The sequence below is a fragment of the Tsukamurella sputi genome, assembly GCF_007858445.1.
Classification (GTDB): domain Bacteria; phylum Actinomycetota; class Actinomycetes; order Mycobacteriales; family Mycobacteriaceae; genus Tsukamurella; species Tsukamurella sputi.
This window is the reverse complement of record NZ_VIGV01000012.1, coordinates 49219-62860: the sequence shown is the minus strand read 5'-3', so window position 1 is coordinate 62860 and position 13642 is coordinate 49219. Positions and strand designations below refer to the sequence as shown.

Annotated in this window: 11 protein-coding genes; 1 reads left to right on the top strand and 10 read right to left on the bottom strand. The window is 70.2% G+C overall.

Annotated elements, in window-relative coordinates:
• Nucleotides 1-259 precede the first annotated feature (259 nt).
• The 6 genes from FK268_RS21370 to FK268_RS21345 are packed head-to-tail and all read right to left on the bottom strand — an operon-like array spanning nucleotide 260 to nucleotide 8774.
• On the bottom strand, nucleotides 260-1363 hold the full coding sequence (locus FK268_RS21370) for a substrate-binding domain-containing protein (protein WP_146437478.1): 1104 nt from the start codon (nucleotides 1361-1363) through the stop codon (nucleotides 260-262).
• 10 nt (nucleotides 1364-1373) lie between these two features.
• Nucleotides 1374-2177 carry a spermidine synthase gene (locus tag FK268_RS21365; RefSeq protein WP_231707204.1) on the bottom strand — a complete coding sequence of 268 codons (804 nt, stop codon included), beginning with the start codon at nucleotides 2175-2177 and terminating at the stop codon, nucleotides 1374-1376.
• A gap of 32 nt (nucleotides 2178-2209) precedes the next feature.
• A complete protein-coding gene (locus FK268_RS21360; RefSeq protein ID WP_146437476.1) occupies nucleotides 2210-4378 on the bottom strand; it encodes a malate synthase G in 2169 nt (722 codons plus the stop codon).
• Nucleotides 4379-4419: 41 nt separating this feature from the next.
• Nucleotides 4420-6195 (bottom strand): ATP-binding cassette domain-containing protein, encoded by a 1776-nt coding sequence (locus FK268_RS21355; RefSeq protein ID WP_146437475.1) that lies wholly within the window; start codon nucleotides 6193-6195, stop codon nucleotides 4420-4422.
• 7 nt (nucleotides 6196-6202) lie between these two features.
• Nucleotides 6203-7369, bottom strand: coding sequence for a type III polyketide synthase (locus FK268_RS21350; protein WP_146437474.1), 1167 nt, complete (start codon nucleotides 7367-7369; stop codon nucleotides 6203-6205).
• Between the two features lie 10 nt (nucleotides 7370-7379).
• Nucleotides 7380-8774, bottom strand: a complete 1395-nt coding sequence (locus tag FK268_RS21345; RefSeq protein WP_166443516.1) for a fatty acid desaturase — start codon at nucleotides 8772-8774, stop codon at nucleotides 7380-7382.
• Between the two features lie 492 nt (nucleotides 8775-9266).
• Between FK268_RS21345 and FK268_RS21340 the strand changes: the two genes are divergently transcribed.
• The gene (locus tag FK268_RS21340) at nucleotides 9267-10091 is read left to right on the top strand and encodes an LppX_LprAFG lipoprotein (protein ID WP_146437472.1); all 825 of its coding nucleotides are present in this window, start codon (nucleotides 9267-9269) and stop codon (nucleotides 10089-10091) included.
• 105 nt (nucleotides 10092-10196) lie between these two features.
• Here the strand turns inward: FK268_RS21340 and FK268_RS21335 are convergent, their stop codons facing one another.
• The 4 genes from FK268_RS21335 to FK268_RS21320 all read right to left on the bottom strand — a co-directional run bounded on the left by FK268_RS21335 (nucleotide 10197) and on the right by FK268_RS21320 (nucleotide 13619).
• Nucleotides 10197-10715 carry a M23 family metallopeptidase gene (locus FK268_RS21335; protein WP_146437471.1) on the bottom strand — a complete coding sequence of 173 codons (519 nt, stop codon included), beginning with the start codon at nucleotides 10713-10715 and terminating at the stop codon, nucleotides 10197-10199.
• A gap of 98 nt (nucleotides 10716-10813) precedes the next feature.
• On the bottom strand, nucleotides 10814-11812 hold the full coding sequence (locus tag FK268_RS21330; RefSeq protein ID WP_146437470.1) for an ABC transporter substrate-binding protein: 999 nt from the start codon (nucleotides 11810-11812) through the stop codon (nucleotides 10814-10816).
• A 1-nt stretch (nucleotide 11813) separates the two neighbouring features.
• Nucleotides 11814-12578, bottom strand: a complete 765-nt coding sequence (locus tag FK268_RS21325) for an ABC transporter ATP-binding protein (protein ID WP_146437469.1) — start codon at nucleotides 12576-12578, stop codon at nucleotides 11814-11816.
• On the bottom strand, nucleotides 12579-13619 hold the full coding sequence (locus FK268_RS21320) for a FecCD family ABC transporter permease (protein WP_438696010.1): 1041 nt from the start codon (nucleotides 13617-13619) through the stop codon (nucleotides 12579-12581).
• Nucleotides 13620-13642: the final 23 nt, after the last annotated feature.

Genomic DNA, 13642 nt, shown 5'->3' with positions numbered 1-13642 from the left:
TCCAGCCCACAGCTCTCTGACCTGCACGACTGCAACTACAGTTTCTCGAAGATCAGCGTCGCCTGGATGCGGTCGCCGCCGGCGAAACCTTTGTCGCCCCACGACGAGGTGGTGATCGTGTGCAGCCGATATCCCAGCGCGGCCTACCGGTTGGTCGCACCGTCGAGTGCGGTGAGAGATCGGGAGGCTTTCCGCGCAGCACGCAGTGCCCGCTCGATCCCGAGCCGATATACCCTTCGGGTGGCGCCGGCGAGGGCTATCAGCGGCGGTTGACGGTGTCCGCGAGGGCGATGACGGCGGCGTTGGACGCGGGCGCCAGCGGCTCGACAGTGCCGAAGGCGACGGACGGGGTCGTCGCGGGGGCGGGGCGGCCGATCACCCGGAAGCCCGCCTCCGTCAGCGGCTTCGCGTTCTCGCCCTGCGTGATGAAGGCGACGAAGTCCGCGGCAGCACGGTCATGGGCGTCCGAGGTCTCCTCGCGATCGAGCACCGCGGCGGGGAAGGTCGCCGACGCGGTGGGACCGGCCGGGTACACCGCGACCGGCGCCGCGGCATCGCGGCCCCGGGCGAACGCCGCGAGCTGCTGCTCGGTGACCGGCACGGCCCGCACCGCATCGCCCGGCTTGGTCAGCGCCTCGAGCGCCGCGCCGGTGGTCGTCGACTTCGGGGCGTCCTTGGCCCACCGGGCGAGGGAGCCGGCGACGACGGGACTCTTCGCTGCGTCCTCGGACAGCGCGGCACCCGCGGTGCGGCCCACCGCGGCCGCGACGGATTGCGCGGCGAGGTAGGTGCCGTCGGCGTCGGCCCCCGTCGGCAGAGCGATCCGCAGCTGCTCCTGCCGCGCGGGGAGGTCGAGCCAGCGCACCCCGTCGAAGGCCTGTCGCGCGGAGCCGCGCACCGCCAGGACGACCGGCGACGACGCGATCGACGTGGGCTGCCCCGACAGCTCGGCGGGTTTGGCGGCCGCGAGTCGCGCCGTCCACACCGTGCTCTCCGGTATCCAGAGCGAGGGCACCGGGCCCAGCTTCGGATCCCACGTGCCGGTCAGCGCCTCCAGCGCGACGGGCGAATCGATCCCCGTCACCTCGATCTTGGCGCAGTAGTCCGCGGAAACGGTGCCACCGGCGTTGAAGCTCTCCGCGATCCGCCGCAGTGGGCCCACCAGCGCGGGCGCTGCCGCGACCTGCACGGCGAGGTCGCCGCGCACACACGAGGCGGCCGCATCCCGGCCCTCCTGTTCGGAGCGGCCCGACAGCCAGACCATCGCCCCGGCGACCGCCGCCACAACGATGACCGCGACGACCGCGGCGATCAGCCAGCGTGCGATGCCGCGGGAACCGGTTCCAGAACGATGTGATCCCATCGAGAGCAACCTACCCGAAGACGCCGCGCGGGGGCATAGGAGACACCTGAGCGTTTGCGCTGGTGAAACGCTTCGCGCCGCCCACGAACCTGGTCACGTCGTCGCCCGTCATGACGGTGCCCGGGAAGGGGTCGCCCGCGAGCCTGCGGGCGAGGCCGTGCTGCAGCAGTTCGGGAACCGCGCCGGCCACCACCACGAGGTTCCCGAACCGTCGTCCCTTGAGCACGCCCGGCTCCGCGGCGACGGCGACCTCGCCGAAGACCCCCGCCACCGTGGCCGTCACGGACCGGGCGAAGGCGAGCGGCGCACCGTCGGCGATGTTGAGCGCGACGACCGCGCCGGGCGCGAGCAGTGGCAGCAGGGAGGCGAAGAACTCGGACGTCGTGAGCGCCGCCGGGGTGCGCGCCCCGGCGAAGACGTCGATCACGAGCACGTCGACGGTGCCGTGCATGCCCGGGGGCAGCACGGCGGCGGCCTGCGCGGCGTCGGCGCAGCGGATCTTGATCTGCTCGCGCCTCGGCAGCGGCGCCGCCGCCCGGACCGCGTCGATGAGCGCACGATCCACCTCGAGCACCTGCTGCCGCGAACCGGGCCGGGTATGCGCGATGTACCGGGGCAGGGTGAAGCCGCCGCCGCCCAGGTGCACCGCCGTGACCGGGGCGCCCTCCGGGCGGGCGAGGTCGATCACGTGCCCGATACGGCGGACGTACTCGAAGACGAGGTTGGTCGGATCTCCGGTGTCGACGTAGCTCTGCGGCGTGCCGTCGAGGAGCACCGTGAACGCGCCGGGCCGGTCGCGATCTGCGTCGATCACGACCGGCCCGGCATCCGAATCGGTTGCGCTGCTCAGCTGTTCGCGGCCTTGAACTCGCGACGGCGGGCGTGCAGGATCGGCTCGGTGTAGCCGTTCGGCTGCGTGCCGCCGAGCAGGATCAGGTCCTTCGCGGCCTGGAAGGCGATGTTCGAGTCGAAGTCCGGCGCCAGCGGGCGGTAGTCGGGATCGCCCGCGTTCTGCTGGTCGACGACCGGCGCCATGCGCTTGAGCGCCTCGATCACCTCGTCCTCGGTGACCACGCCGTGGCGGAGCCAGTTGGCGAGCAGCTGCGAGGAGATGCGCAGCGTCGCGCGGTCCTCCATGAGCGCCACGTCGTGGATGTCCGGCACCTTGGAGCAGCCGACGCCGGCGTCGATCCAGCGGACCACGTAGCCGAGGATCGACTGCGCGCTCTCGTCCAGCTCCTCACGCTTCTCCTCCTCCGACCAGTTCGCGTTCTTCGCGAGCGGGATCGTGAGGATGTCATCGACCGACGCGGGGTCGCGCTTGGCGATCTCGTTCTGCACCTCGAAGACGTCCACCAGGTGGTAGTGCAGGGCGTGCAGGGTCGCGGCGGTCGGCGAGGGCACCCACGCGGTGGTGGCGCCGGCCTTGGGCTGCGCGATCTTCTGCTCGAGCATGGCGGCCATCAGGTCCGGCATGGCCCACATGCCCTTGCCGACCTGCGCCTTGTGCTGCAGGCCCGCGTGCAGGCCGATGTCGACGTTGCTGTCCTCGTACGCGGGGTACCAGGTCTGGCCCTTGAGCTGGCCCTTGCGGACGATGGGGCCCGCGACCATCGACGTGTGGATCTCGTCGCCGGTGCGGTCGAGGAAGCCGGTGTTGATGAACACCACGCGGTCGTTCGCGGCCGCGATGCAGGCCTTGAGGTTCACCGACGTGCGGCGCTCCTCGTCCATGATGCCGACCTTGAGGGTCAGCGCGGGCAGGCCCAGCAGCTGCTCGACGCGGGCGAAGATCTCCGCGGCGAACGCGACCTCCTCCGGGCCGTGCATCTTGGGCTTGACGATGTACACCGAGCCGGTGCGCGAGTTGCGGATATCGCCCGACAGGCCGTGGATCGCGATGAGCGAGGTCACGATGCCGTCGAGGATGCCCTCGCCGATCTCCTCACCGTCCAGCAGGATCGCGTCGGTCGTCATGAGGTGGCCGACGTTGCGCACGAACAGCAGCGAACGGCCGTGCAGCACCAGCTCCGAGCCGTCGACGGCGGTGTACACGCGGTCGGGGTTCAGCGTGCGGGTGAAGGTCCTGCCGCCCTTGCTGACCTCCTCGGCGAGGTCGCCCTTGTTCAGGCCCAGCCAGTTGCGGTACCCGACGACCTTGTCGTCGGCGTCGACCGCCGCGACCGAGTCCTCGAAGTCCATGATCGTGGTGACCGCGGACTCCACGAGCACGTCCTTGATGCCGGCGCGGTCGGTGGAGCCGATCGGCGATGCGGCGTCGATCTGGATCTCCAGGTGGAGGCCGTTGTGGCGCAGCAGGATGCCCGACGGTGCGTCCTTCTCACCGGTGTAGCCGACGAAGGCCGCGGGATCGGCCAGGGCGCAGGTCTTCTCGCCCTCGGCGATCACGAGCGTGCCGTCGCCCACCGTCAGGCCGGTGACGTCCGCCCAGGAACCGGACTCGAGCGGCACGGCCTTGTCGAGGAAGTCCTTGGCGAAGGCGATCACCTTGTCGCCGCGGACCTTGTTGTAGCCCTTGCCCTTCTCCGCGCCGTCGGCCTCGGAGATGGCGTCGGTGCCGTAGAGGGCGTCGTACAGCGAGCCCCATCGCGCGTTCGCGGCGTTGATCGCGAAGCGGGCGTTGAGGATCGGCACCACCAGCTGTGGGCCGGCGGTCGAGGTGATCTCGGTGTCCACGTTCGACGTGGTGATCTCGCGGTCCTCGGGGACCGGCACCAGGTAGCCGATATCGGTGAGGAACTGCTTGTACGCGGGGAAGTCCGTGATCTCGCCGGGGTGCGCGGCGTGGTACTCGTCGATCTTGGCCTGCAGCTCGTCGCGCGTGGCGAGCAGCGCCTTGTTCTTCGGCACCAGATCGCCGATGAGCTTCGCCGCGCCGTCCCAGAAGGCGGCCTGGTCTACACCCGTGCCCGGAAGCGCCTCGTTGTTGATGAAATCGTAGAGGACCGTTGCGACCTCGAGGCCTGCGACGGATGTCCGGGCGGTGTCAACCATGGTTGTACTTCAACCCCTTCGTAACTGCGGATAGGTAGCCCTCAGGTTACTCCGCGCGTGATCGACGCCGACGCCGGGACCACCTGGCCGAAGTCCAGTTTCACCAGCTGGTCGGCGCGGTCGAAGTACCGGTCGTCGTGGGTGATCACCACCACCGTCTTCCCGCGCGCCCGCAGGTCCGGGATGATCCGGTCGTAGAAGACCTCGCGGAACCGCGGATCCTGGTCCGCGGCCCACTCGTCGAAGAGGTACACGGGCCGGTCCTCGAGCAGTGCGGTGAGCAGTGCGAGGCGCTTGCGCTGCCCCGTCGACAACGCGAGCGTCGACAGCTTCCCGTCGCGCACCGTCACCGCGTGCGCCAGTTCGAGGTCGTGCAGCAGGCCCCGGACCCGGTCGTCCAGGTCGTCGGCCGCGAGGCCCAGGTAGTCGTCGAAGAGGTGGAAATCGGCGAAGACCGCGGTCGTGTGCTGCCGGAACCATTCCGTGTTGTGCGGCCCGACGACCTCGCCGGGCGTGCCGTCCGCGGCGGTGCCGACCCGGATCTCGCCGATCCGCGGCGCGTACAGCCCGCTGATCAGCTTCGCCAGCGTGGACTTGCCGCTGCCGTTACCGCCGACCACGAAGGTGACCTCTCCCGGGCGGAGTGTCAGGTCGACGGGGCCGAGCCGGAAGCCGTGCGGGACGCCGGGCATGCCCGGGGGCGGTGCCTGCGGGGGATGCGGCGGCGGACCGCCGGGCGCCCCGGGTCCGCCGGGGCCGCCGTGCGGCGGGTGCTGGCCGGGTGCTCCGTGGCCGGGCGGGGGTTCGGGCAGGTACTCGTAGCCCACGCCCCGCAGTTCGACGGTGCCGTCGGACAGCGGCCGGTCGTCGTACGGGAGCGCGGATTCGTCGCGCGGGGTCTCCAGCGACAGGTCGAGGCCGCGGATCTTGGCGAGTGCGACGTCGCCCCGCAGCAGGTCGGGGATGCGGTGCATGAGGCTCTGCATGGGCATCGACAGGAAGGTCGTGACCAGCACGTAGCCGATCATCGTCTCCCGTGGCAGCTCCAGGGCACGGGCCAGCACGAACAGGATGAGCACCATGGTGCCCAGCTGCAGCACCTGGCCGAGGGCCTGGCCACCGGCGAACCGGGTACCCGCCGCGACGTGCTTGCCGCGCAGGTCCTCAGCGGTGCCGAGCAGCTTGCGGTCCAGGAAGTCGGCCCGCCGGCCGCGGTGCAGTTTGAGCTCCTTGATCCCGTGCGTGACCTCCTGGAAGGAGCCGATCAGCGCGTCGTCGAGCTCGCGGGCCCGGCGGTAGGTCTCCCGGACCCGGCGCAGCACCGTCTCCACACACGCGATGCCGATGAGCGTGCCCGCCACGGACACCGCGAACAGCGGGCCGGAGACCGTCGCGAGGTAGGTCAGCGCGCCGATGATCGTGGCCAGGTCGATGCACAGCCCCGGAATGCCGGAGACCGCCATCGACAGCGAGCGCACGTCCTCGGTCAGCGTCGCGAGCAGGCGGTGGTCGCCGAGCCGCTCGATGTGCTCGAGCGGCGCGGCCAGCACGCGCTGCGAGAGCCGCGCCCGCAGGCGGTAGACGGCCGCCTGGGCGAGGTGCAGCAGGATCAGCTGCGAGGCGACGCCCGCGACCACCACGACCACCGCGGTGACGATGAACCGGGTAGGACTGACCTCCGGCTGCGCGCCGGGCGCCACCAGCCCGTTGATGAGCGTGAGCAGGTACGCGTTCGCCGCGCCGGCGACGAGGCCCGCGACCACCGCTGCGGCGATGGCCGCAGGCGAGATCGAGACCAGGAACTTGAGGAGCTTCATGAGCGGCTCATTCGCCGGTGATGACGTCGAACAGGAAGCCCTCCACCGTCACCCCGGGGGCGAAGGAGAAGGCCATGCCCGTGCTCGGCGCGTCGGAGACGGCACCGTCGGTCTGGGCGAGCAGGCGCTCGAGGACGAACAGCAGCGAGACGCTGAGCATGTTCCCGTGCTCGGCGAGCACGTCCCAGCTGATCCGGGAGGCCTCGTCGGGCAGGCCCAGCGCGGCGGCGGCGGACTCGATGATCTTCGGGCCGCCCGGGTGGATCGCCCAGTGCGCGATCGACTCGCGGCCGAGCCCGTTGCGCTGCAGCACCTCGTCGACCACCGGTGCCACGCCGCTCACGATGTAGTGGGGGAGCGACTCCGCGAGCTCGCACGTGATGCCGTTGGCGTTGACTCCGAGGACGATCCCGTCCTCGGCACCGTCGAGCAGGTGGCTGAAGGTGTCGCGCACGACGATCCGGCCCGCGGGCAGGGGATGTCCGACCTCGCTGGCGCCGATCACCGCCGCGCCGCAGCCGTCGGCGAAGAGGCTGGAGATCACCACGTCGTTCGGGTCACCGGAGAAGACGGCGTTCACCGAGCTGAGCTCCAGGCAGATCATGAGTGACTTGCGATCGGGGTGGGCCCGCACGTAATCGGTCGAGACCCGGAGCGCGTTCATCGCGGCGGCGCAGCCCATGAAGTTGATGACCACGCGGCTCGTGCCCGGCGCGAGACCGAGCGCGCGGATCACGGCCACGTCCACGCCGGGCGCGAGGAAGCCGGTGCTGGTGACGAAGACCAGCTGGCCGACGTCCGCGGGGTCGAGGTCGCCCAGTGCGCGACGGGCCGTGTCGATCGCGAGCGGCGCGGCGTGCTCGTAGAACAGGTCCATGCGCTCGCGGACCGTGTCGGGGCGGGCGCTGAACTCCGCGAACTCGGGCGTCAGCGGGTCGATCGCCAGGTGGCGCTCGGCGACCCGCGTCTTGGCGTACACGCGACGGATGCGCTCGGCCTGCTTCGGATCCTCGAAGCGGGCGGCAACACGGTCGGCGGACTCCGCCTGGTCGTAGGCCTGCGCGGGCGAGCCCGTCGCGAGCGATTCGATCACCGCGACCGAGGTGGGCGGCGCCGGCGGCGCGCCCAACCAGGCCTGCTCGGGAACGACGGGGGTCTGTTCCTGCGTGTTCATGGTGATCTCCTTACACCGTGCCGATGCCGGTGAAACCGGCGACGACGTACGAGCCCGAGGTCTTGAGCGCCTGGGGCGAGAAGTGCTCGCGGAAGAAGCCGTGGCCCTGTTCCTGGGCGGGCCGCGACTTCTGGCCGAGGAAGGTGTTGACCTGATCGGGGAGCCGGTCGAAGAGGAAGCTGCGCCGCGGCAGCCACTCGACGCCGAACTTCGCGGCCTCCTCCGCCATCAGGTCCTCGGTGGCGATGTTCGCGTAGCCGCTGCGCTGGTAGGGCAGCACGTGGTGCACGCGATGGCTGGACAGCCCGGCCGAGAGGAAGCAGTCCACGTAGCGGTTGCCCGAGATCTTCAGGTCGTAGGCCTGGTTGAGCTGGTTGATCGCCCAGTCCTCGGTCTCGACCTCGGGCAGGTCGTCGACGTCCGTCTCGAAGTCGTGGCTCGCGACCACGAGGAAGGTACTCACCCACAGCACGGCCACGAACTGCGCGATCCACGCCCAGACGTCGCCGAGGAACAGGAACAGGAAGAACTCGCCGATGAGCAGTGCGCGCATGGCGAACGCCCCGATGAAGTGGGGGAGCGCACCGCGCAGCGAGCCGTACATGTCGGCCACGCCGACCTGCCTAGTGAGCTTGACGATCTCGACCAGGCGCATTGTCATGCCCGTGGCGGTGTGGCCGAACTTGTGCAGCGTGTGGATGGGGATCCGGTACCAGCGCGGAATGTCCATCATCATGGTGAAGACGTTCTTCTTGATGTCCACCTCGCTCTGCGTGTGCGGGTGGTGCAGCAGCGCGTGGCCGTCCGCGGTCACGAAGGACAGCGCGACGTAGTTGATGTCGAACGCGTTGACCAGGACCTTGGTCGCGCCCTTCTGCGCGCGGTGGATCGCGTAGTGCCCGAAACCGGCGAGGGAGCTGCGCAGCATCACCATGAGGATCACGAACAGCCAGATCGGCATCCACGCCGGGACGCTGAGCCGGGTCGCGATCACCGCGACGTAGGCGACGGCGAGCGCCGCGGCGGTGATGTTGAACCACCGGTCCATGCGCTTCATCCGAGCCTTCATCGCGGGGTCGCGCAGCCGTGCCTTCACGGCGTGCAGCAGGTCCTGCGGATCGTCGAAACGGTAGCGCGGGGTGTCGCGCCAACTGTCGAATCCGTCCTTGAAGAGGAAGGCGGGCGCATTGTTCTTGGGGTGCACGTCCTCGACGCGGGCGTCACGGTCGAGCGCGAACCGTTCCAGCATCTTCTCGATCTTCTCGGGATTCGCGTGATACGACCCGATGATCGACGTGATGTCACGATTCTTGGACCGCCCGATGAAGAATTCTCCGCCGGGATGCTTGTTGATCCATTCCGAAAGATCGTAGGCGCGGCCCTTGTAAACCCATACGTTCGACAACTGCGGTCCGCCACCGGGACCGGGTTCGCGCCCGAGATCGCGGGGGCCGGGGTCGCCGCCCTCGGTGTCGAAATCACGGCCGCGAGGGCCGGCGGGGCGCCGTCCGGGGTCGCGCTGGTCGGAGCCGGAAGCACCGTCACGACCTGCGCCGCCGCCGCGTCCCGGGTCCGTGCCGCGCTCGAGATCGCGGGGGCCGGGATCGGCCGTGCCGCGCTCGGCGGGAGCCGGCGGCGGGGTGGGGTTGATCGACACTTCTCGTTCCTCCTGAACACTGCCGGATCCGGCGGTTGTGTAGACCGTCTCCGGTCACGCTAATGGATCGCTGAAGGTGCGCTTGCCGCTACCTTCCAGTGTCCGATTTGCCGTGAAACGGCGGGGAAGAATGCTTCGATAGGAGCGGGCATTCATGCATACTTCATCGTGAGGGCGGGACTTCCGCCCTTTCATTCGGCCCCGGGCGGCTCCGCCCGGACAGATTCCAGGGGGGAACCCATGAACCTCAAGGCATCGCGGGCGGCTGTCGCGCTGCTCGCTGCCGGTGCACTCGTGCTCACCGGCTGCTCGGACAAGAAGTCGGACGACACCTCGTCGGGCACGACCACGACCGCGTCCGCCGCCAGCGGCGCGTCGGGCGCCCCGTCGGCCGCCCCGTCGGTCGACGCGAGCGGCCTGCCCACCGTCGAGATCGTCAAGGACGCGGCGCTCGCCACGCGCGAGACCTACTCCGAGCACCTGACGCTCGCCGTCGACAAGGGCATCCAGGGGCTCCCGGTGACCAGCGTCAACGGCGACATCATCTCGTTCAAGGACACCAAGCGCGTCGCCGCGCAGGGTGACGCGAACGTCCGCGTCAACGACAACTACGTGCAGACCAAGTTCGTCGTGATCGACGGGGTGCTCTACGCCAACCTCGGCGGCGCCAAGTACCAGCCGATGGGCAAGACGGGTGAGAAGGGCGTCTACGACCCGGCGATCATCCTCGACCTGGAGAAGGGCCTCGCCAAGATCCTCGACTCCGTCCAGAACCCGAAGGTCGAGGGCAAGGACACCGTCAACGGACTCAAGGCCGTCAAGGTCAGCGGCACCGTCGCCACCCAGGTGCTCGACCCGCTGCTGCCGCAGATCACCGACATCGCCGCTCGCGGCAATGCCGGGAACTCGCTGCCCATCACGCTGTGGATCGTCTTCGATTCCTCGGCGAACCCGATGCCGAAGCCGAACGTCACGCGGATGGAGGTCAAGCTGAAGGAGCTGCCCATCACGCTGAACCTCACCGAGTTCGGCAAGGACGTGAAGATCACCAAGCCCGCCACGTAGGCGGCACCCGCGGGGCACGAGGGCCCGCCGGACTCGGGGGGAGTCCGGCGGGCCCTCGTCGTCGATGCCCTCCGCGGAGCGGACCGATGCCCTACTGCCCGGTGGTCACGGCCAGAGGTTCGGGTTCAGATCGGTTCCGTAGCCGCCGTACCGCGGGCGGCGTTCCAGGTGCATGTGCGGCCCGGTGGTGTTCCCGGTGTTGCCCGAGTAGCCGATCAGCTGGTTCGTCGCGACGGCCTGACCGTCCGTCACCAGGACCTTCGACAGGTGGCAGTACCCCCAGTCCGAACCGTCCACGTTGTCGTTGATCAGGATCATCGTCCCGTACGAGGGACCCCAGTTCGCCCGCCCGGTGCGTACATCTCCGCCGATGGTGGCGTACACGGGAGTGCCCACGCCACAGCCGATGTCGACTCCGGTGTGGTAGCCGGCCGCCCATGGTCCCGGCTTGCGCCACGCCGCGGTGATCGGATGCGCCGCGGGATCGCGGACGGGCCGCACGTACGACGCCGCCTGCACCGATGGTGCGAGGGCGGCGGCTCCGGCGACGGTGAGCCCGGCGACTGCTGCGCCGCGGAGGAACATCCGCCGGGTGAGCTCGGGTGATGCGAGGTGATCTGTCATGACTCTTCTCCCTGAAAGTCCATGAACGGGACACGACCGTGAGCGACGCTCACGGTCACGGGGAGTATGTCATCGCATCGCTGTCTTCGCCGGGCGGATCAGAACCCCTTCGAGCGCAGGTACTTTCCCAGCGTCTCGACGCTGGCCGGCGTGCGCGGACCCTCGACCCAGCCGGCGTACGGGATGACCACGAAGTTGCCCTCGCGCACCGCGGTCGTGTTCGCCATGAGCGGCTGGGACTTCAGCTGCGCGATCTTCGCGTCCGGCGTGTTCTCCGGGCCGACGCCGTAGTCGACGATCGCGATCACCTGCGGATCGCGCTGGGCCGCGGCCTCCCAGGACGCCGAGGTCCACGAGTCGTCGAGATCCGCGAAGACGTTCGTCCCGCCCGCATTGTCGATGATCGCCTGCGGGGTGCCCGTGCGGCCCGACGTGAACGGATCGGGGGAGGCGCTGTCGAAGAGGAAGACGCGCGCTTTCTCGCCCGACGGTGCGCCGCCGCGCACCGCGTCGATGCGGGCGCGGTAGTCGGCGACGAGTTTCGCGGCGCGCTCCTCGATGCCGAACAGGGTGCCGAGGTCGGTGAGATCGCGGAACAGGGCGTCGAGCGGCGGCATGATCCCGCGTCGCGTACTCCCGGTCTGCCGGCACGCCTCGGTCAGCTGGTAGGGCACCGCGCCGATCTGCCGGATCCAGTCCGGCGTGACGCCCGTGGTCTCCTTGAAGCCGTAGTTCCAGCCGGCGAAGACGAAGTCCGGACGGGCCGCCTGGATCGTCTCCCGGGTGAACGCGGTGCCCAGGCTCGGTGCGCGATCGAAGTCCGCCTTCCACGGCGAGGTGTTGTAGTCGACGTGCTTGCCGTCGTACGTGGTGTAGCCGACGACGCGGTCGGTCAGGCCCAGGGCGAACAGGATCTCGGCGGTGCCGGTGTCGTTGACCACCACGCGGTTCGGCGTGTGCGGGACAGTCAGCGGCGCGCCGCAGTTGGTGACGGTCGCGGCCTTGCCGCTCGACGATGCCGGGGCGGCCTCCTCGACGGTCGCGCCGCACCCGGCGAGCAGGACGCCGCTCAGGAGCAGCAGGGGGAGTCGTTTCATGTCATGGTCCTTCGTCGAAGATCACCTGGGGGACCCCCAGGCGGGGGTGCGGGACGATGTGCGCCCCGATGTCGAAGTAGCGCCGGATGGTCGCGGGCGTGAGGATGTCCGACGGTGTGCCCGAGCAGGCCAGCGCGCCGTCCGAGAGCACGTACAGCCGGTCGCAGTACTGCGCCGCCAGGTTCAGGTCGTGCAGTACGGCGATCACCGTCACGCCCAGACCGCGCGCCGCGCTCAGCACGGCGAACTGGTGCCGCACGTCGAGATGGTTGGTGGGCTCGTCGAGCACGAGGATCCGCGGCTCCTGCGCGAAGGCCCGTGCGATGAGGACGCGTTGCGCCTCGCCGCCCGACAGCGTCCCGAAGTCGCGGTCCGCGAGATCGGTGGCGCCGGCGGCGGTGAGCGCACCGTCGACCGCCCGGCGGTGCGCCGACAGCGGGACCCCGCGCCGGCGGTGCGGCACGCGGCCGGTCTCGACGATCTCGCGCGCCGTGAAGCCGATGTCGAAGGGCGCGTGCTGCATCACGGCGGCCACATTGCGCGCGTTCTCGGCCAGGCTCACCGCGGTGACGTCGATGCCGTCGACCGTCACGGTCCCGGACGACGGCGTGAGCACCCGGTACACGCAGCGCAGGAGAGTGGACTTGCCGCTGCCGTTGGCGCCGACGACGCCGATGAACTCGCCGGTGGCGGCGGTGAGGCTGATGTCCTCGACGATCCGGGTGCCGCCCAGTTCGACGGTGACGCCGCTGTATTCGACCCGCACCTACGCGCCCCCGACGGTGCGGCGCCGCATGAGCGCGATGAACAGCGGGACGCCGACCGCCGCGGTGATCGCGCCGAGCGGAAGCTCCTGCGGCGGCACGACGGTGCGGGCGGCGATGTCGGCCAGCACCAGGAAGAGCGCGCCGACGGCGGGCGCGATCACCAGGACGCGCCGGTGGTCCGCACCCACCAGCAGTCGAGCGACGTGGGGCACCACCAGCCCGACGAAACCGATAGCGCCGGACACCGAGACGATGATCCCGGTCATCGCGGCGGTGAGCACGAACAGCGCCGAGCGGTAGCCGGACGCGGACAGCCCCACGGAGATCGCGACCTCGTCGCCGAGAGCGAGGGCGTTGAGCTTGCGCGCACCGTAGCGCAGCACGATCAGCCCGATCAGCACCGTCACCGCGAGCAGCGCCGTGGTGCGCCAGGTCGAGGGGGACAGGCTCCCGAACAGCCAGAACATCACGGTGCGCGCGGCGTCGCCGCGCGGGGCGAGGAAGACGAGCACCGTCGTCACCGCCGAGAAGCCGTACGCGAGCGCGGTCCCCGTCAGGACGAGCCGCAGCGGCGTCAGGCCGCCGCCCCGGTAGGCGATGAGGTACACCAGGGCCGTCGCGCCCAGTGCGCCGAGGAAGGCGGCGGTCGGCAGCGCGTACAGGCCGAGCGTGCCGAAGACGCCGAACAGGGCCACCGTCGTCGCCCCGACGGACGCGCCCGAGGAGATCCCGAGCACGTACGGGTCCGCGAGCGCGTTGCGCACCATCGCCTGCACCGCGACGCCGATCGCGCTGAGTCCCGCGCCCACGATCGCGGCGCTGAGTACTCGGGGGATCCGGGAATCGGCGACGATCCGGTAGTGGGTGGCGTGCTCGGCGTCGACGGTGCCGCCGGTGAGGAAGGCCCACACGTAGCCCGTCGAGTCCCGCCACGGGATGCGCACGGTGCCCAGCAGGACGCCCAGCCACATGGCGGCGATCAGAGCGATCAGCAAGCAGATCAGCAGTACTGCCACACGGCGCGACGAGACGACTCGCACTCCGCGACTCCCCTCGGGTCGGT